Annotated in this window: 18 protein-coding genes; 5 read left to right on the top strand and 13 right to left on the bottom strand. The window is 36.2% G+C overall.

Annotated elements, in window-relative coordinates:
- Positions 1-20 precede the first annotated feature (20 nt).
- From IGK21_RS02735 to IGK21_RS02710, 6 genes are all read right to left on the bottom strand, one after another.
- Positions 21-968: an alpha/beta hydrolase gene (locus IGK21_RS02735; RefSeq protein ID WP_034699612.1), complete on the bottom strand. Its 948-nt coding sequence runs from the start codon at positions 966-968 to the stop codon at positions 21-23.
- Positions 969-1,500: 532 nt separating this feature from the next.
- Complete coding sequence (gene glyA / locus IGK21_RS02730; RefSeq protein WP_034699610.1) at positions 1,501-2,745, bottom strand: serine hydroxymethyltransferase; 1,245 nt, start codon at positions 2,743-2,745, stop codon at positions 1,501-1,503.
- A 232-nt stretch (positions 2,746-2,977) separates the two neighbouring features.
- Positions 2,978-4,009 (bottom strand): L-threonylcarbamoyladenylate synthase, encoded by a 1,032-nt coding sequence (locus IGK21_RS02725; protein WP_034699608.1) that lies wholly within the window; start codon positions 4,007-4,009, stop codon positions 2,978-2,980.
- Between the two features lie 191 nt (positions 4,010-4,200).
- Positions 4,201-5,040 (bottom strand): peptide chain release factor N(5)-glutamine methyltransferase, encoded by an 840-nt coding sequence (gene prmC / locus IGK21_RS02720; protein ID WP_034699606.1) that lies wholly within the window; start codon positions 5,038-5,040, stop codon positions 4,201-4,203.
- Positions 5,033-6,106, bottom strand: a complete 1,074-nt coding sequence (gene prfA, locus IGK21_RS02715; RefSeq protein ID WP_034699602.1) for a peptide chain release factor 1 — start codon at positions 6,104-6,106, stop codon at positions 5,033-5,035. Before prfA ends, prmC begins: the two co-directional genes overlap by 8 nt.
- Before the next feature lie 2 nt (positions 6,107-6,108).
- A complete protein-coding gene (locus IGK21_RS02710; protein ID WP_010719999.1) occupies positions 6,109-6,693 on the bottom strand; it encodes a thymidine kinase in 585 nt (194 codons plus the stop codon).
- A gap of 233 nt (positions 6,694-6,926) precedes the next feature.
- On the opposite strand from IGK21_RS02710, the gene IGK21_RS02705 reads away from it, so the two are divergent.
- On the top strand, positions 6,927-7,523 hold the full coding sequence (locus IGK21_RS02705) for a class I SAM-dependent methyltransferase (RefSeq protein WP_034699599.1): 597 nt from the start codon (positions 6,927-6,929) through the stop codon (positions 7,521-7,523).
- A gap of 140 nt (positions 7,524-7,663) precedes the next feature.
- Here the strand turns inward: IGK21_RS02705 and lepB are convergent, their stop codons facing one another.
- The 4 genes from lepB to IGK21_RS02685 all read right to left on the bottom strand — a co-directional run bounded on the left by lepB (position 7,664) and on the right by IGK21_RS02685 (position 10,630).
- Entirely contained in the window at positions 7,664-8,233 is a 570-nt protein-coding gene (lepB, locus tag IGK21_RS02700; RefSeq protein ID WP_010720001.1) for a signal peptidase I, read from the bottom strand.
- Positions 8,234-8,440: 207 nt separating this feature from the next.
- A complete protein-coding gene (locus IGK21_RS02695) occupies positions 8,441-9,214 on the bottom strand; it encodes a DUF6681 family protein (protein ID WP_010720002.1) in 774 nt (257 codons plus the stop codon).
- The gene (locus IGK21_RS02690) at positions 9,211-9,711 is read right to left on the bottom strand and encodes a hypothetical protein (RefSeq protein ID WP_025480242.1); all 501 of its coding nucleotides are present in this window, start codon (positions 9,709-9,711) and stop codon (positions 9,211-9,213) included. The genes IGK21_RS02695 and IGK21_RS02690 overlap by 4 nt, the downstream gene beginning before the upstream one ends.
- Before the next feature lie 187 nt (positions 9,712-9,898).
- Positions 9,899-10,630, bottom strand: a complete 732-nt coding sequence (locus IGK21_RS02685) for an epoxyqueuosine reductase QueH (protein WP_034699597.1) — start codon at positions 10,628-10,630, stop codon at positions 9,899-9,901.
- Between the two features lie 171 nt (positions 10,631-10,801).
- Between IGK21_RS02685 and IGK21_RS02680 the strand changes: the two genes are divergently transcribed.
- On the top strand, positions 10,802-12,184 hold the full coding sequence (locus tag IGK21_RS02680) for a TrkH family potassium uptake protein (protein ID WP_148282908.1): 1,383 nt from the start codon (positions 10,802-10,804) through the stop codon (positions 12,182-12,184).
- Between the two features lie 167 nt (positions 12,185-12,351).
- On the opposite strand, the gene IGK21_RS02675 is transcribed toward IGK21_RS02680, so the two are convergent.
- A complete protein-coding gene (locus tag IGK21_RS02675) occupies positions 12,352-13,014 on the bottom strand; it encodes a CPBP family intramembrane glutamic endopeptidase (RefSeq protein ID WP_034699594.1) in 663 nt (220 codons plus the stop codon).
- Between the two features lie 498 nt (positions 13,015-13,512).
- On the opposite strand from IGK21_RS02675, the gene IGK21_RS02670 reads away from it, so the two are divergent.
- The 3 genes from IGK21_RS02670 (at position 13,513) to IGK21_RS02660 (ending at position 16,614) form a co-directional block, all read left to right on the top strand.
- Positions 13,513-14,355, top strand: coding sequence for an Rgg/GadR/MutR family transcriptional regulator (locus tag IGK21_RS02670; protein WP_181914815.1), 843 nt, complete (start codon positions 13,513-13,515; stop codon positions 14,353-14,355).
- A gap of 221 nt (positions 14,356-14,576) precedes the next feature.
- Positions 14,577-15,929, top strand: coding sequence for a Mur ligase family protein (locus IGK21_RS02665; protein ID WP_010738405.1), 1,353 nt, complete (start codon positions 14,577-14,579; stop codon positions 15,927-15,929).
- Positions 15,922-16,614 (top strand): type 1 glutamine amidotransferase, encoded by a 693-nt coding sequence (locus tag IGK21_RS02660; protein WP_181914814.1) that lies wholly within the window; start codon positions 15,922-15,924, stop codon positions 16,612-16,614. The genes IGK21_RS02665 and IGK21_RS02660 overlap by 8 nt, the downstream gene beginning before the upstream one ends.
- A 409-nt stretch (positions 16,615-17,023) precedes the next feature.
- Here the strand turns inward: IGK21_RS02660 and IGK21_RS02655 are convergent, their stop codons facing one another.
- Together IGK21_RS02655 and IGK21_RS02650 are read right to left on the bottom strand one after the other, a co-directional pair.
- Positions 17,024-18,076, bottom strand: a complete 1,053-nt coding sequence (locus tag IGK21_RS02655; protein ID WP_181914813.1) for a hypothetical protein — start codon at positions 18,074-18,076, stop codon at positions 17,024-17,026.
- Between the two features lie 50 nt (positions 18,077-18,126).
- On the bottom strand, positions 18,127-18,462 hold the full coding sequence (locus IGK21_RS02650) for a hypothetical protein (protein WP_438718870.1): 336 nt from the start codon (positions 18,460-18,462) through the stop codon (positions 18,127-18,129).
- Between the last annotated feature and the right edge of the window lie 49 nt (positions 18,463-18,511).

The following is an 18,511-nucleotide window of genomic DNA, read 5'->3' as shown; positions in this document are numbered from 1 at the left end:
ATCTGGTTATATAAATAGGATCATCGATCCTTCTGTAACCACTGAGTCGCTAAAAGCATCGCTGCTCTGGTAGCATTGGTTTGGTCCAATGAATTGACCATCACAAAATCGTGGATCATCCCTTGAAAACGAACCTGGGTGACTGCCACACCTGCATCACGTAACTTCCGAGCATAAGCTTCTCCTTCGTCTCTTAAAACATCCGCTTCACCAGTTAAAATCAAAGCTGGTGGTAAGTCTGCCAACTCTTCAGAAGTCGCTCGTAATGGTGATGCTGTGATTTCTGACCGCTCTGAATCATCAGTTGTATATTGGTCCCAAAACCATTTCATTCCTTCTTTTGTTAAAAAATAGTTTTCGGCAAATTCTTGATAAGAATCAGTAGTGAAATTGGCATCCGTCACCGGATAAAACAAAAGTTGTTTTTGGATGGGCAACCCTTGGCGTTCTTTGGTTAAAATAGTCATTACAGTTGCCATATTACCTCCAACTGAATCGCCCGCTACCGCTAATTCAGATAAATCTAACCCTTTTGATTCCGCTAGTTCACTTAGCTTTTGTAAGACTGCATAGCTTTGTTCGATCGCTGTTGGATATTTTGCTTCCGGCGAGCGGCTGTACTCTGGAAAAACGACGACCGAGTTCGTGCGAACGGCTAATTCACGAATCAACTTGTCATGAGTTTGTGCGCTACCAAAAACCCAACCAGCTCCATGAATATAGAAAATCACTGGTAATTTATCAGTATTTCCTTCTGGACGGACAAAACGAACGTTGATGGACCCCCATTGACCAGTATCAACCGTTAAATCTTCAATGTCGACTGGTAGTTTATCAACGGGCGATTCTTGGACTTTTTCTAATAGCGCTCGTCCTTCTTCAGGTGGTAATTCGTAGATTCTTGGGTGGGGAGCATTTGCATCACTAAATTCGATTGCTGCTTTTTCTAATGAGATTCGTTCGGTCATCATGGTTCCTCCCTAGATTATAATAAAAAGCCAAATTACACCTCATATACTAGTGAGCCCCAATGAAAAAGTCAAAAAATCAGTTTGTTTGTTTTCTCTCAAACTCAGTCAACATAAGCATTCCCCATACGTCCCCCAGTACCTCCGTCTTAGTTTATCCCTTCATTAAAACAAAACCTCAACACTTCCATACCTAATCCATCTCAGTCCTATATCTCAGGCTATTTTAAATAGATCTCACCAATGTATTCGTGCTGCATCGATAGAAGAAAACTTTTGCCTAAATAAAACTAAAACACCCAAAAGAAGCGATTCCAACAACTTTCCCTTGAAAAAGTACCCACACACAATAAGCCATTTCAAAAAATAATCCAAAGAATTCCAAAAACAGGAGAAGCGATTTTGGATTCTTCGGATTATTTTTAATACACAGTAAATTTCAGCAAACTAAGAATTTTGAAACAGTTGCTTTTTTATGTCTGCTGATGGTACTTCTTGCGTTAAGCGACTCGTTTTGTAGTGATTATTCCTTTTATTTATTATATAAAGGATATTTTTCAGTCAATTCACGCACACCAGCTTTGACTTCAGCTAATTCGGCTTCATTCTCTTTGGCTTGTAAAGCTTTGACGATCAATTCCGCCACCTTCGCAGCATCTTCTTCTTTGAAGCCTCTTGTAGTAATTGCTGGAGTACCGATACGGATACCGCTAGTCTTGAACGGGCTAAGTGTTTCAAATGGAATTGAATTTTTGTTAACCGTAATATTCACACTATCTAAAATACTTTCGGCTTCTTTCCCGTTTAACTCTAATCCACGGACATCAATTAAAACTAAATGATTATCCGTTGCGCCAGAGACCACTCTTGTACCGATTGCTTGATTGAAGACTTTTGCCATCGCTTTGGCATTAGCAATAATCTGTTCACTGTATTCTTTAAATTCAGGTGTCAATGCTTCTTTGAATGCTGCTGCTTTCCCTGCAATGACATGCTCTAGTGGTCCACCTTGGATGCCAGGGAAAACTGCACTATTGATTTTTTTCGCTAATTCTTCATTATTGGTCAAAATCATACCACCACGTGGTCCACGTAATGTTTTATGAGTGGTTGTCGTAGTAATGTCCGCATAAGGGATTGGACTTGGATGGACACCAGCTGCAACTAAGCCAGCGATATGTGCCATATCAACCATTAATTTCGCACCTACTTCATCAGCGATTTCTCTAAATTTTTCAAAATCAATGATTCTACCATAGGCACTTGCTCCGGCAACGATCAATTTTGGTTGATGTTTTCTAGCTAAAATCCGCACAACATTGTAATCAATAACTTCTGTTGTTGGATCAACGCCATAGGCTACAAAATGGTACGTTTTTCCACTAAAGTTCACAGGAGAACCATGAGTCAAATGTCCACCTGCTGAAAGATCCATCCCTAAAATCGTGTCACCAGGTTCTACTAAAGCAAGATATGCTGCCGTGTTCGCTTGTGAACCAGAATGAGGTTGAACATTGACAAATTTTGCACCGAATAATTCTTTTGCACGATCGATCGCTAAACTTTCAACGATATCGACAAATTCACAGCCACCATAATAACGATGCCCAGGGTAACCTTCTGCATATTTATTTGTCAAGATACTTCCTTGAGCCGCCATCACTGCTTCAGAGACAAAATTTTCGGAAGCGATAAGTTCCAAATTATTTTCTTGTCTTTCTTCTTCTTTTGCGATTGCTGCCCATAAATCTGGGTCAAACGTTTTGTAGTCTACCACACACAACAGCTCCTTCTTATTGTTTACTAAGAAATCATGAATCAACTAGCAATCTAGGCACGATCAGCTAAAATCCTTAACTGGTCATTCATGATTGCTTTAAAATATTCTTTCTTACGAATGATTGCTGATTCTTTCTCTTTTGAACATGATCTCTCAGTTTTATTCAAATTTATTCAAGTAGAGTTTACTTTATTGCATTGTATCATAATAAAGTATGGGTACAAGCTACCTACGTTCTTTTTTCAAAATATTTTTGTCCCGCTGATTTTTTTAAGCGATTCATATAAGCATTTCCCAGACCTTCTTCTGGAAATACTGCAACAAAGATCATATCAAGTCCAAGGTTCTTCTCATCTAACCCACGTAATCCTGCAAATAATCCTTTCGTAGCGGCTTCTACTGAATCATCAAAATACATGTAGACTGCTGCTACATCAAAACGAACAGCTTCAGCAATTTTAGGACCTGCAATTACTCCAACACGCAAATGTTCTTCTTTCGCCCATTTTACAGCGGCTTCCCAATCATTTTCTTGGACCATCATGACTTGCGTATCAGGCGAATAGTGCTTATATTTCATTCCTGGTGATTTAGGTGTTTCAGTACTTTGGACTAAATGACGATCAACGGCTACCTTTCCACCGATCACTTTTTCAAGCTGTTCTTTGGTCACCGCTCCTGGACGTAAAATCATGGGTTCACGCTCCGGATCACTGAGATCGATCACGGTTGATTCCACACCAATTCGGGTTGCACCATCATCAATGATCCCATTGATTTTTCCTTTTAAATCATGGTAGACATGTTCCGCAGTCGTTGGACTAGGTTTTCCCGAAGTATTCGCACTAGGACCAACAATTGGTATACCAGCTAATTGGATGACTTCAAGTGTTTTTTTGTTATCTGGCATACGAAAAGCAGCTGTGGATAACCCACCTGTTACAATAGGTGGTAAAGACCCTTTTTTGATCTCAAAAATAAGTGTTAAGGGACCTGGCCAGAAATGATTGACGATTTTTTCCGTTAAAGGATGAAAGTTATCCACAAATTGTTTTACTTGCTCAAACGATGAAACATGGACAATCAAAGGATTATCTTGTGGACGACCTTTGACCGAAAACACTTCGGTTACCGCTTCAGGCAAAAGTGCATTAGCGCCTAGTCCATAGACAGTTTCAGTTGGAAAAGCAACGAGTTCGCCACTTTTTAATGCTTGTGCTGCTTCTGATAATTGTTCTTCATGATAATAGTTTGTTTCCACAGTCTATCCACACCCTCATTTTTCAATATGCTTGATTTATTCTACTTTATCCTCATGTTATCAACAGAGTGTTGATAACTATTTTGTCAATAGTGGATAAGTATGTTGATAAGTCAATAACTCGTTTTCATCCTTGTAAAATCAATGTTTTTTTATGATAAAAAAACATAAAAAATATTTTTCATCCACAATCAGCTCATCAAAGAAACTATTCGTTCATTTCCAAATAAATCTTTATGAATACTTACTTGTTTATTGGGGAATGCCGTTTGAAAGATTTGTTTCACGATCTCCCCTTGGCTAAATCCTATTTCCAAAAATAGTTTTCCCTCTGGTTTCAAACATTGTTTTGCTTCTTTTGCTATTTTTTTATAGATGGCTAATCCTTCATCTTTGGCAAATAATGCCATTTTAGGTTCAAATGTCCGAACACTTTCATCCATCAATTCCCATTCATCGAAACGAATATACGGCGGGTTGGAAATAATGACGTCAAAGGTTTGATCACTGACCGGTGCCAGTGTATCTCCATGATAAAAATGGATCGCCAGTCCAGCTTGTTGCGCATTCTCTTTCGCTACTGAAAGAGCTGCTGGAGATAAGTCCACAGCCGAAACGTCCCAGTTCTTTCTTGCAGCTTTTAAACTGATCGCAATTGCCCCTGTTCCTGTTCCAATATCTATGACCTTCAAGTTTTGTTCTGACGTTTCTTGTAAACATCGTTCAACTAATTCTTCTGTTTCCGGTCTAGGGATCAAAGTGTCCTCTGTCACTTTTAAGCGGTGACCATAAAAGTCAGCATATCCCAACAAATATTGAGGCGGATAATTGTTCATCAAATGCTCCAGATCTTGTTCGATCATCTGTTGATCTTCGCTAGAAATGGGCTCATTCATCTGCAACAACCAATCAAGTTTTTGCCAACCTTTACGTTCAAGAAAAAGAAATTGGATACTATGACCTTCTTTTCCATGATCTTCTAAAAAAGAAGAAGCCCGTGATAGGACTTCTAAATACGTGGTCTTACCCATTTTGCATTTCTTCCAATTTTGATGTTTGGTCATACATGATCAACGCATCCACGATCTCATCCATTTTTCCAGCAAGGATTTGATCTAATTTTTGGATAGTTAAACCAATACGATGGTCTGTCACACGGTTTTGCGGGAAATTATACGTACGGATCCGCTCAGAGCGATCACCCGTTCCAACGGCTGATTTACGGTTTGCATCGTATTCACTTTGTGCTTCTTGTTGGATTTTATCATAGACACGGGCACGTAAAATCTTCATGGCTTTTTCACGGTTTTTCAGCTGTGAACGTTCATCTTGCATTGCTACCACGATTCCAGTAGGTAAATGAGTTAGACGAACTGCCGATGCTGTTTTATTGACGTGCTGACCGCCAGCCCCTGATGCATGATAGATATCTGTTCTGATATCTTTATCTTCAATATCGATTTCTACTTCTTCTGCTTCTGGCATGACCACAACGGTTGCTGTTGATGTGTGGATTCGTCCTTGTGATTCTGTAGATGGCACTCGTTGTACACGATGCGCACCACTTTCATATTTTAATTTTGAATAGACATTTTCTCCAGAGATCATCATGATGACTTCTTTATAGCCACCGATACCAGTAATACTTGCCTCCATCACTTCCGTTTTCCAACCTTGTGATTCTGCATATTTCTGATACATGTTGAATAAGTCACCAGCAAATAACGCTGCTTCATCTCCACCTGCTGCCCCGCGGATTTCCATGATGATGTTTTTATCATCGTTCGGGTCCTTTGGTAGTAATAAGATTTTGATTTTTTCTTCTAATTTTTCTTTTTCTTTTTTCAAATCAGATAATTCTTCTTTGGCCATTTCAGCCATTTCATCATCCAACTTTTCACCTAATAGCTCTTCTGTATCTTTGATCCCTTGTACGACATCTTTGTAACGACGGTAGACATCAACAGTTTCACGAGTGTTTGCTTCTTCTTTTGACAATTGCATAAAACGTTTCGTATCTGAAATTACTTCTGGATCGCTTAGTAGCTCGCCCAGTTCTTCATAACGGTCTTCAATTGCTTGTAATTGATCGTACATCTTTATTCTCCTTCTGTCATAATTGATGGTTCAAAATAGTGTTTCCGACAAACGGGGTAATAGGCTTCATTTCCACCAATTTGTACCTGATCCCCCTCGTAAACTGGTTGACCATCGATATAATGTAAATTCATGATTGCTTTCTTATGGCAGAACCAGCAGATCGTTTTCATCTCTTCGATTTTGTCTGCATAAAGCAATAGATATTTTGATCCTTCAAATAACTCATTTCTAAAATCATTCTTCAAACCAAATGCCATCACCGGAATGTTTAATTCATCAACAATTTTCGTAAACGCAATTACGTGTTTTTTCTTTAAAAATTGCGCCTCGTCGATCAATATACAATATGGCTTATCCTCCATTTGAAAAATGACATCAAAGACATCTGTTTCTTCAAAAATCGGCGTGGCTTCTCTTTTTAACCCAATACGACTAGAGACAACACCAACACCATCTCTGGTATCGATCCCACTTGTCATCAAGACAACTGGTTTATTCTGTTCTTCATAATTATGTGCGACTTTTAAGATCTCAATTGTCTTGCCGCTATTCATTGCGCCATACTTAAAAAATAGTTGTGCCATTTACTTGCTCACCTTCCAGTTTGTTCCTATGGTATTATACTTGATTTTCATTATTTTTTACAGTGAGAATTTTTCATCTGGTAAAAACGTTACTTTATATTAAAACACTCATACATTTAAAACAATAGCTGCGTGTCTTTCAATTCTTCAAGATCAACTAGTGATTTGGGAAACCAGATTTTTTTGCTATACTTAATAAAATTCATCTAACTTATGAAGTCAGGAGTGACCTTATGTCAGAAATCTTCAATCAAATCGCAAACCATTATGATACTCCCGAAAGAAAAGCACTAGCAAAAATTATTCAAGACGAACTAATTTCTCAACTACCTTCCTCCACCAAAGAACTGACTTTTATGGATTATGGCGGAGGTACCGGATTGGTTTCGTTAGCTTTAGCTGACCAATTCAAGCAACTTCTTCTAGTTGATTCCTCTGATGCGATGCTAACAATTGCTGAAGACAAAATTAAGACTAGCGGATTAACAAACGTCTCTTCGGTAACGTTCGATGCCACAACCGAATCCATCGATCAAAAAGTAGATCTTATTTTGATGTCATTAGTCCTACTGCATATTCCTGACACACGTTTGATCTTAGAAAAACTCTACCACATGCTTACGCCAAACGGTCAACTTTTGATCATTGATTTTGATCACAATGATGCGATCAACCATCCAAAAGTCCATAATGGGTTTGACCATGAAGCACTTATGGCTCTACTTGAACAAATTGGGTTTCATTCCACGAATATCTACACTTTTCACTCTGGTAAAAATTTATTCATGAACCAAGATGCTTCTTTGTTTTTTGCTAGCGGAAAAAAATAAAAAATAAGCCACAGAATCCTTAAAATAGGAAAAACTATTTCGGATTCTGTGGCTTATTTTCTGGGCTAGACAACTTGGTCATGACCACTATTGCCTGCATTTTTGCTCATGCTCTTTCTGATACCTGCTCAGAAAGAGACTTAAAAGATTTTGATTTCGTTCAAAGGCCAGTAACGGAAAACTACTTTTCCTTGAATCATGTCTGCATCCACCAAACCAAATATTCGGCTATCTTTAGAGATCAAACGATTATCTCCTAAAACTAAATATTTTCCTTTGGGCACGACATATTCAAAATCACTTGTGAAATGCTGCGAATTTTCAGCCTGTGCTTGGAAAGCTTCACTGTAAGAATATTCATTCTGCAATTTATCTTTCGCAAAATCTTTTTTAAACTCATTTAAATAAGACTCATTATATTTTTTACCATTAATCGTCAATTGATCATTTTCCATTTTCACGGTATCGCCCGGCATGCCAATGATTCGTTTAACGATCATTCGTTCTTCATCTCCAGGTTCTTTCGTCGTGATAATATCAAAGCGTTCATACTTTGAGATTTTCGACGAGATCAATCGTTGACCATCACTCAACGTCGGATCCATTGAATGTCCATTAACGGTAACTGGCGTAAATACATAGACCCGAGCTAATAAAATAGCTGCTAGTACTACGATCAAAATACCCCAATTTTTAAAAAATTCTTTCACAACATACCTCCCGCTTTACTTTTGTTTTCTCTTCGTATTATTCAATTGATTTTTTTATTGTTCTTTTTTATTTTACCTTTTTTAGAAAGTAAAGGAAAGAATAAGAATACATCACGTATAACTCTATTTTTTTCTTTTATTATTCAAAGGGAGATTCTGTCATTTTTCATCCACAATTTTCCAACCTGTCTTGATCAACGTGATCCATTAACTTCGTGAATGCTTTCTTCGTTGACTTCTACTGTAAACCATTGCTTCATTTTCTGGTTGTTCTTTTTTCACGATAAGTTTTAAACGATAAGGCTCATGATACCTTAAGCCTTCTTTGACGAAGTCACCACCTACAATAAACAACCCAACTGGTTCGAGCTTTTCATCCGCCGAATCCATAAGAATCGTTCCAACAGGGGCTAAATCCGAGTAGCTGCGCCCAATACTCAACTGATATTCTTTTTCTGCTACTTTTTTAACGTAATAATAAGGATAAAGTGTGTTACGATCCACAAGATAGCCATCCATTCTTCCTAGATCATTTGTTTTAATCTCACCATTCCCGATTAAATAACGCATGTTTTCAGCTAATCGCAATTGATAATCTTCATCATAAGAAACACTGACTTCTTTCGTGTTCACTTTGTCGATTGCACCGCTATTCAGCATCGCTTCTTCTGTTTGAATATTGAATGCTTCTTCCGGTAAATATTTGACAAACAATTGTGTCACATCCGCTTTGGTATTCTTATCCAGAAAGTAATAAAACACATTCAAAATGATAAAATACACTAACACTAAAAAGCCGATTCCATACAAGAAAAATTGTAAGTAATTTTGGTTTTGCCAAAGTCCATAAATAATCCGTAAAAGATACATCGTTGGGATCACACTTAAAATCGTATAGCCTCGATTTAAATATTTAGGACTAATATCTAAATAACCTAAAAACTTATGCACGCTATTGATAATATCTAATAAAATTGTCATTGTGAATCACCTGCTTGCTGATTATACACTTGTTTTCCATCTGTATTTTGGGTTGGCGTTACATTTTTCACGGTAGCCTCTCCACTATCTTGTCCTTCAGTACTTGGTGTCGTATTACTTGGTACTGTTGACGAACTTGAGCTTGGTTCTGTATGATTTCCTCCATTGATCGCATTCGTATCACTGGTTTCGGATGAACTGCTTCCTTGCTTGTCAGACTTTTCTTTCGAACTACTTGGTTGCTCTGTAGAATACGTATTTTCATTGGTTGAACTCGTATTTTCTTCCCATGTGCTCGATGAATCATTCGTCTGATCCAGTGTTGTCGACGTTTCATTAGATGTGGTCTCTGGTGTTGATGTTGGTGTTGTTTCTTCCACCGAACTTGAACTAGGGGTACGATAACTTGAGCTGTTGACAACACCGGTCGCAGTAGCAACGATTGTTGAAATAGTTAAGACTGCTATTGGTTTCAAAATAGGTGCTACTTTTCGCATCATATCTCTTCCTTTATGTTTTATTTTTCATCACTATTATTTTTTATGCTTGGTCTAAAATTCATTTTTCCACCAAACTGAATATTCGTTTTCAATCGAATCAATCGCTTTTATTTTGACACTTAATTATACTTAACATAAATTTCTTATTTTTTTCTTACGTTTTCTTGAAAATTTTATAATAGAGCTAATTAATTGAAATTTTTGAACTTGCTAAATAATCCTTTGCTTCTTGGTTTATTTTCTTTAAATCACAACCTTGCTGTTTAGCTGCAAAGACACAGCCACAGTAACACTGACGAAAAATGTCATACTCTTTACACATCTGGATCGATCGCTCGTATCCTTTATTTTTCTTAAAATCACTTGGTAAGTAATGAGTTCCATAAATTTTTTGGATATCCATCCCGATTTGGTTGATCAGAGCAGCATTTTTCTTGGGTGAGATCGTTAATGCACTCCCAAAATAATCATAACCAAGTTCTTGGGCTTTTTGTGCTACCAGGTCTAAACGCATATTAAAACAGGCACTACATCTTGCGCCACCTTCTTTTTCTTCCGTAAGGCCTTGCGTAATGACCATTTTATTAAACTCGCTGGGGCGGTACTCATCAACGATCAGCTGAACATGATGATTGGTTTGCTCGTTAAACTGATCAACAAATCGCTTTTGTTCATGGAGTCTTCTTAAATATTCATTTTTAGGATGGATATTAGAATTTGAAAAAAATAAAGTAACCTCTGCAAATTGGCACATAAATTCTAACGTATGTGTGCTGCAAGGAGCACAACAAGTATGGATTAATATTTTTGGTCGAGTTTCTTCTTGTTGCCATTGTTGGATCATTTTTTGTAGTACTCGATCATAATTTATTTTCTGGTTTTTCATTTTTTCAACAATTACCTTTGCATCAATCATTGGGAGACCTCGCTATTCTTCAATTCTTCCATAATTATATGCTATTTGATAGCAAATCAAAAGAAAACGTACATTTTGTTTAAGATTTCTTTGAGTATTATTTATAACCTCGGTATACTGAAAGAAACAACTTTTAAAAAGGAGGATAGTTTCTTGAAATTAACCCTTTTCATGCGGAAATTAAGACGTCGAAGCGAACGTTACGCTTCTAGTCATTTTTCTTCAATCCAAGTCATTGTTTTTTACTATCTTATTATGACCATTGTCTCTTTAGGATTGTTTTACATTCCTTTTTTTCGTGAACCAGATAGTCATGTACCTTTTATCGATATGCTTTTCATGGCGATCAGTACAATCAGTGTAACCGGATTGTCCACATTTGATATTAATTCGGCTTTTAATGATAACGGGGTAATCTTACTTGAAATACTATTCCAAGTAGGTGGATTAGGGATTATGATGATCTCTACTGCTTTTATTATCTTTTCTAAACGAAGAATCACGTTACGACAGCGACAACTGATCATGACGGATATGAATCAGCCACGATTATCTGGTATTGTTCGTTTGATTCGTATCACCTTTGTAATTTTGTTGTGGTTCCAAGTCCTTTTTGGCGCTTTCTTTTCCATTTATTTCTATTATCGAGGCTACTTTGATCATTGGCGGGATGCACTTTTCTATGGATTTTACCAATCGATTTCTGCTGTGACCAATTCGGGTTTCGATGTCACAGGAAACTCAATCGAGCCGTTTGCACATGACTATCTGTTCCTATTTGTTATCATGTTTTTGATTTTTATTGGTGGGATAGGATTTCCTGTTTTGATGGAATTTCGTGAATGGATTTTGTATAAACGCTCAAAAGCAAAATTACCGTTTCGCTTTTCCTTATTTACAAAATTAGCGGTTTTAGCCTTTATCATCTTATTTGTTGGTGGGACGCTGTTAATCTTTTTACTTGAAAAAGACCATCTTTTTCAAGATTCTAGTTTAAGTGTCAAGTGGATCAATTCTATGTTTTACTCTATGACTACTCGTAATGCTGGCTTACAAATCCATGATTTGGGTAATTTCCAAATCACTACATTGATCGTTTTTTCTTTATTAATGTTCATTGGATGTAGCCCCAGTTCGGTAGGTGGTGGGATTCGTACAACGACCGTAGCAATTATTGGTCTTTATCTCTACTCTTTCCTTAAAAGCGAAGACAACATCAATATTTTTGGTCGTCGAATCGATAATGATGATGTGCGTAAGTCAGTCGTTGTATTTATGTTATCTCTTGGTATGTGTTTTTTCTGTATCGTCTTTTTATCAGCTACAGAAAATCAGCCTTTAATTGCAATTATCGTTGAAGTAACTTCAGCCTTCGGAACCACTGGCTTATCCCTGGGAATTACTGGGAACTTGTCAGTAATTGGGAAAATCACGATCGCAGCTTTAATGTTTATCGGTCGTATCGGTATGTTGTATACTTTGATGTTATTTGTTCCAAAAGAAACACGAGATTTAGGCTACGAATACCCTACTGAAAAAATCATCATTGGGTAAAATTTCAGACAATCGACAAACCTTGAAAGGCTGAATCTGTATTTAGTATACAAAAATGCATCCTGTGTCGCTCTAATAAAAATAACCCAAAGTAGTCAGAAAATAGAAAAGCTATTTTCGGCCACTTCGGGTTATTTATTTGTACTGAAAGCTTTGTTCTTATTTGTCTAAGAGGATAATAAACTTCCTAAAACAAAAGCAATTAAATCAAAAGCATAATGCACTGCCCAACTAGTATTCAATGACTTTGTTTTTAAATAGGCTTGGTTAAACCAAAGTCTAATTCCTCCTTGAACTAAGATGACTTGCACAATCGTGAACAACGCTGAACTTCCTAGATAAGTTTCAAAATGAATCAGTCCAAAAATAATTGCTGTGAGCAATGATGCCACCTTAGTATTGATCCTCATTTTTTTACGTAAAGTATCAAAAATAGTGATCGAAAATAGTTCTTCTCCCAGTAAAGCAATTGGTAAAATAAATACAAAAAACCACCAAGGATTATCTTGCGCACTATTTGCTTTCGTCTGAATATCTAACAACTGTGCCAGTATTCCCATGATCATCGAAGCCAACATACCATAAATTTGTGAACCAACTAAAATCAGCAAGAATGTTTTTATCAATCGTTTAGGTGTACTAAATAATTGCCTCACACCAACAAAACCAAATACCAGTAAATAGCTTACTAAACCACTAATAACAAGAAAACTAAACTGAATATAATAAAAGTCAACCTGAGTCAACCCATAGAACCCTGCCCCTAATACTCCAAAAGCAATCATTATTCTAAGGACTTGATTATTTGGTTCTGTAATTCTTTTTGTCATATTTCTTGTTCCTCTTCCCTTAAATAATTATCATTTGTTCATTGATTAGTCGCTGACGACCCTTCACATGAGTATTGTTTACGTGTCTTTTATACTGCCCCATCTCCTCAAACAAGCCTTCATCATTGACAGATTTCCAATGATTTATCACGAATGTTTTCCTTTAATTTTCCATAGTATAATCATCTACGAATGAAAATTCTTTTATAGTCCTATATTTAAGACTTTTGGTACTTTGTATCTAAAAATAACCTGACCATAAACACAATAAATATGCGAATAATTAGTTTTTTTGAACTCCACTTAACCTTCATTCGTACTTATTTGTTATAAGAAACGTGCGGATAACACCCCTCGTCTGATTTTACTAATTTCTCTTTCTTTCAGTCGCTTTTCTGGTCACTTTTCCAAAAGTATCTTTCTTAGAATTTTGACAATTTTTTTGCTACTATTACTTCATTACATAAACACATAAAATAATTTTGATGGAGAGATACTATGGAGTATGGTCAGTTAGTACGAAAAATCCGATTAGATAAAGGTTTTTCTCAAAAGGAAATCTATTCAGGAATCGTAACAAAATCTTATTGCATTGAATTTGAAAAAGGAAACCATGACTTGTCTTTCCGACTTCTAGCTCAAGTGTTGGAGCGATTGCTGGTAGATGTGGAAGAATTTATCTTTTTATATGACTATTATCACTCTTCTTCACAAAATTTATGGAAACAATATGAATTGGCTTCTAATACAAAGGACTTAGAAAAGCTCTTTGAGATCTATCAAACGACAACCACTTCAAAAGATATAAAAAGTCAGCTCCTAAACGCTTTAACTAAAATTGGCCATGATCAATTGAGCGACCATCAAATAGACAATGAGACCTTGGAGTTCCTTGTTGATTATTTGAAATCTATCGAAACATGGACACTACAAGAAATCAAAATTTATACCAACACCTTGAATTACTTTTCAGAAGAACAGCAACAAATTTTCTATAAAAATTCATTAAAAAAAATTCAGATCTATCAAGAATATCCCGCTGGCAAAAAAATTTATTTGACGTTGCTTCTTAATAGTTGCGGTCATTTTATTTCCTATGGGAATTTCTTTTTAGCAAAAGATGCGCTTAGTCATTTAAAGGAATTAACCACCGGAACTGAAGATGCAATCTTTAAATTATATCGTATTTATTTTGAGAACATTCTGATTTACTGTACAGAAGAAAAAAGCACAAGTGAAACAATGATCCACTTTATTATCGAAACCTTAGACAAACTGGAGTATTCTTTTTTAAGCGAACAATGTACACTCTTTTTTCAGACGATCAAAAACAACTATTAATTCACTATAGTTATTCCTAAAAAATCAACTGTTATCCGTTGGGGCTATTCTTAGACTAAACGAAACTTCAAATAAACAATCAAGCCTAGTACCAATCGTTGTTAGACAAGAGAATCGCAACCATTTCTTAAAAAAAAGAAAAGCAATTTAACCTTTTTTTGAACATATGGTATGATTAATTGAATTTACTCGTCGTTAAGACGTTTTATGGAGGTTACATAATGGGAGTACGCAGTCAATTTGCGATTGCTGTTGGTAAAACATCACAATGGGCATTAAAAACCTTCTTTAAAGGAGGATCAAGTTTACCGGGTAAACTTGCACTTAAAATCGACCCACACATTTTAGACAGTCTTGCAAAAGATTATCAAGTGGTTGTCGTTACTGGAACAAACGGAAAGACATTGACAACTGCTTTGACAGTTAATATATTACGGCAACAATTTGATGAAGTATTAACCAACCCAACTGGGGCAAATATGGTTCAAGGAATCGTTTCTACTTTTTTGCAAGCCAAACCTAAAAAAGGGCAAAAAAAATTCGCTGTTTTAGAAATCGATGAAGCAAGTTTGAGTAAAGTAACTGAATACATGAAGCCTGAACTATTTTTATTTACAAACATTTTCCGTGATCAAATGGATCGTTATGGAGAAATCTATACCACCTACAAAATGATTGTGGACGGAGCAGCGAAATCACCTGATGCCACAATTATCAGTAATGGAGATTCGCCAATCTTCAACTCTGTGGAAACAATCAATCCTCGCCAATATTATGGGTTTGATCATGAAGAAGACCATGAACAAATGGCTCATTATAATACGGATGGTGTGCTCTGTCCTAAATGTCATCATATTTTACATTACAAGATGATCACGTATGCAAATTTAGGGAAATACTATTGTCCAAACTGTGACTTTAAACGTCCTGAACTTGATTATCGACTAACGGATATGTTGCGCATGGACAATGTCTCAGCTGATTTTACGATTGATGGTCATAACTATGGAATTGAAGTTGGCGGGATGTACAATGTCTACAACGCGTTAGCTGCCACAGCGGTAGCTGAATATTTTGGGGTAACCCCTGAAAAAATCAAGCAAGGCCTAGGATACGACGAAAAAATATTTGGTCGTCAAGAAATCATTGATATCAATGGTAAAAAATGTACACTCGTACTTGTTAAAAATCCTGTTGGGATCAATCAGGTCATCGATATGATCGGCTTAGCCCCTTATCCATTCTCATTAGTTGCTTTATTAAATGCAAACTATGCAGATGGAATTGACGTTAGTTGGATCTGGGACGGGAATTTTGAACATTTTGCTGATATGGATATTCCTGCAGTGATCGCTGGTGGGGATCGTCATACCGATATGTCGTTACGTCTAAAAGTTGCAGGAATCCCTGAAGATAAGATCATCGAAACAAAGGAACTGAATGAAGTCATTAAAAATATCAAACAATTACCGACCGAACACGTCTACATCCTAGCTACCTATACAGCAGTTCTTCAATTACGAAAAGAATTAGCGAATCAAGGATTTATCAAAGGAGGGATGAATCATGCCTAATTATGAATTGAATATCGCCCATCTCTACGGTAATTTGATGAATACTTATGGAGATAACGGCAATCTATTGATGCTTAAATATGTCGCTAAAAAATTAGGTGTGACCTGTCATACCGAAATTGTCAGTCTGCATGAACCATTTGAAGCAGATAAATATGATTTAGTCTTTTTTGGTGGCGGACAAGATTATGAGCAACTGATCATTTCAAAAGATATCCAAGAAAAAAAAGCAGCACTAACAAACTACATTGAAAATGATGGTGTGATGTTAGCTATCTGTGGCGGGTACCAATTCCTTGGACACTATTATGTGGGTGCCAATGGAGAAAAAATCCAAGGAATCAGTGCATTAGACCATTACACCTTAAGTCAAGAAAATAATCGTTTTATCGGCGATATCGTTATCTATAATGAAGAGTTTAATGAAACCTATTATGGTTTTGAAAACCACAATGGGCGGACATTCTTAGGGGAAGGCGAACGACCTTTAGGAAAAGTCGTTCAAGGTCACGGAAATAATGGTGAAGACCAATCCGAAGGTGTCATATATAAAAATGTTTTTGGCTCTTATTTCCACGGACCGATTCTTGCCCGAAATGAGAATCTTGCGGAACGATTGATTCGTTTAGCACTTAAACAACGTTATGGAACAGAACTTGACTTTCCAGTCGAATCTTTAGCATAAAACATAACTTTTGTTACCATAAATATTTGCTGGATTGTGATTGGAAATAAATCAATAGTAACAAGCGCAACATCACAACAGAAATAGCAAACTTTAATAATTGAGCCAAAGAATACGAAAATCACTGCTCTGATTTCTGATATTCTTTGGCCTATTTTTGATCAAGTAATGATTATTACCTTGGGATACGATTGGAAAAGCAAATGACTTCACTGACGATAAGAAAGAATCGTTTGAAAAAACGAACTAACTTTTCTGCCGTTACCTCTTTTCATTAACACTTCAACACTATCTTTTAACTAATGATTTTAGCTAATTTGCCAATCTCTTTTTCTTCTTTATTATTTTTATTATCTTACTCCCCTTAATTAGTTATCATTCGACAAATAACAACTGAATCCAAGACCACTCATTCCCTATCATTGATATCTGATTGACCAATCATTTCTAATCGTTGTTCCCACAATAATTGATTTTCCGGATCTTCATTTTGCTGGTATAACTCAATAAAATCAATAATGATGGAAGCTTGTTCGATATAAGTTTGTAATATTTTTTTCACTTTTTCCTCTTGGATCAATTCTAAATGTTTCGTTGTTTCTGCAATCTTCTTCTGTTTTAAAAAAAACAGCCCTTTCTGTAAATAATTTTGGTCTAACTTTTTTGATAATTCTTCACTTTCTAAATATTTATTTAATATCTCTGCTTCGGCCAATTGTTCTAATTCAATGTAAGCAAATGCAAGCATCACTTTTCTTTTGTCAGATAAATTTTCTGGGGACGTTTCAATAACTACTTCCCAATTTTTTTCAAAAAAAGCTAAATCAAATTGTGCATCTGCGGTGGGGTAATATTCATTGATCTCTTTCAACCATGTAAATTCTTGTTGCTCTGTCAAATAGTCGATCAATTCATGACGCTTTTCTGGATATTCCGTTGCTGCTTGAAGATAGGCTTGCTCTTCGATTAATTTTGCCCATTCCTGCTCCTCTGTCGTGGTAATTTCTTTTTGATCTACTTTCGTAATAAAGTGTGGCCACATTACGCTAATGCCTATGAAAAGACTGAAAACAATCACCACAATAAACCAGATCCTTTTGATCGTGGGAATCAAAGATAGTAATTTTCCTTTGGTTGATCTGCTAGGTTCACCATACTTAATTGCTTTTTTCGTGCGTATCGCTGCTTTACTTTTTGTCGTCTTCTTTTTACTTCGGACTATCTGATATTGCCCACTGATTATTTCTTCTATGGCATCCTTTAACGGAAATTGTAATTCCATTGAATGAAGAAGGTGATTTTTATGATTGTAAATCCGAATACGACAACTACCTATGCTTTTATTAAGGATCGTTTGTTTATTGACCTCTTCTAATAAAATGAGGGCCTCGAAAATCGGTAGACGCTCTTCTTCGATTTCTAGCCTTTTGACATGATCAATCAGTACAGTTTCTCTTGCCATGGATAGACATCCTTTTCATTTACCAAAAGTGATGGACAAAACCGGTATTTTCATTCTGCGTATTCTTTCGATTCCTTTTCAGCTATCTCTATTGGTTGATACCTTTCCACCAAAAAGTGTTTTGTAGCTGAATCAAACACATACCAAATTTGAAACAGCCCTTCATTCTCAAGCGTTTTAGTAGACTTACCTTCTTGATTCAAACTATCAATCGTCCTTGTGACGTTGGCAATCACTTCAATTTGTTGTTCATTCACGTGACGTATAAAATTCTTACTTTTTATAAAACGAGAATGACCAAAAAATTGTGGAAAAAAATCGCTTTGCTTTCTGTTTTCTTCTTCAGCAAATTTCGCTTGTTTTGCTAAAAATTTCTCATAATTCAAATAATTATCCCCGTACTCTGTGAAAGTAAAATACGAGCGTAAAAAATCA

Origin of the sequence: Enterococcus sp. DIV1421a, from assembly GCF_051711025.1 — a bacterium.
Classification (GTDB): domain Bacteria; phylum Bacillota; class Bacilli; order Lactobacillales; family Enterococcaceae; genus Enterococcus_B; species Enterococcus_B hirae.
The sequence above is the reverse complement of the archived record's forward strand: the minus strand, read 5'-3'. Positions and strand labels throughout refer to the sequence as shown.

What these genes read in the sequence shown, in the direction of transcription:
- IGK21_RS02690 (WP_025480242.1), bottom strand. Translation starts at nt 9,711, where the DNA reads ATGCGAAAAGTAGCACCTATTTTGAAACCAATAGCAGTCTTAACTATT.
- IGK21_RS02695 (WP_010720002.1), bottom strand. Translation starts at nt 9,214, where the DNA reads ATGACAATTTTATTAGATATTATCAATAGCGTGCATAAGTTTTTAGGT.
- IGK21_RS02655 (WP_181914813.1), bottom strand. Translation starts at nt 18,076, where the DNA reads ATGGCAAGAGAAACTGTACTGATTGATCATGTCAAAAGGCTAGAAATC.
- IGK21_RS02680 (WP_148282908.1), top strand. Translation starts at nt 10,802, where the DNA reads ATGCGGAAATTAAGACGTCGAAGCGAACGTTACGCTTCTAGTCATTTT.
- IGK21_RS02710 (WP_010719999.1), bottom strand. Translation starts at nt 6,693, where the DNA reads ATGGCACAACTATTTTTTAAGTATGGCGCAATGAATAGCGGCAAGACA.
- IGK21_RS02705 (WP_034699599.1), top strand. Translation starts at nt 6,927, where the DNA reads ATGTCAGAAATCTTCAATCAAATCGCAAACCATTATGATACTCCCGAA.
- prfA (WP_034699602.1), bottom strand. Translation starts at nt 6,106, where the DNA reads ATGTACGATCAATTACAAGCAATTGAAGACCGTTATGAAGAACTGGGC.
- IGK21_RS02660 (WP_181914814.1), top strand. Translation starts at nt 15,922, where the DNA reads ATGCCTAATTATGAATTGAATATCGCCCATCTCTACGGTAATTTGATG.
- IGK21_RS02675 (WP_034699594.1), bottom strand. Translation starts at nt 13,014, where the DNA reads ATGACAAAAAGAATTACAGAACCAAATAATCAAGTCCTTAGAATAATG.
- IGK21_RS02735 (WP_034699612.1), bottom strand. Translation starts at nt 968, where the DNA reads ATGACCGAACGAATCTCATTAGAAAAAGCAGCAATCGAATTTAGTGAT.
- IGK21_RS02665 (WP_010738405.1), top strand. Translation starts at nt 14,577, where the DNA reads ATGGGAGTACGCAGTCAATTTGCGATTGCTGTTGGTAAAACATCACAA.
- IGK21_RS02670 (WP_181914815.1), top strand. Translation starts at nt 13,513, where the DNA reads ATGGAGTATGGTCAGTTAGTACGAAAAATCCGATTAGATAAAGGTTTT.
- IGK21_RS02685 (WP_034699597.1), bottom strand. Translation starts at nt 10,630, where the DNA reads ATGATTGATGCAAAGGTAATTGTTGAAAAAATGAAAAACCAGAAAATA.
- prmC (WP_034699606.1), bottom strand. Translation starts at nt 5,040, where the DNA reads ATGGGTAAGACCACGTATTTAGAAGTCCTATCACGGGCTTCTTCTTTT.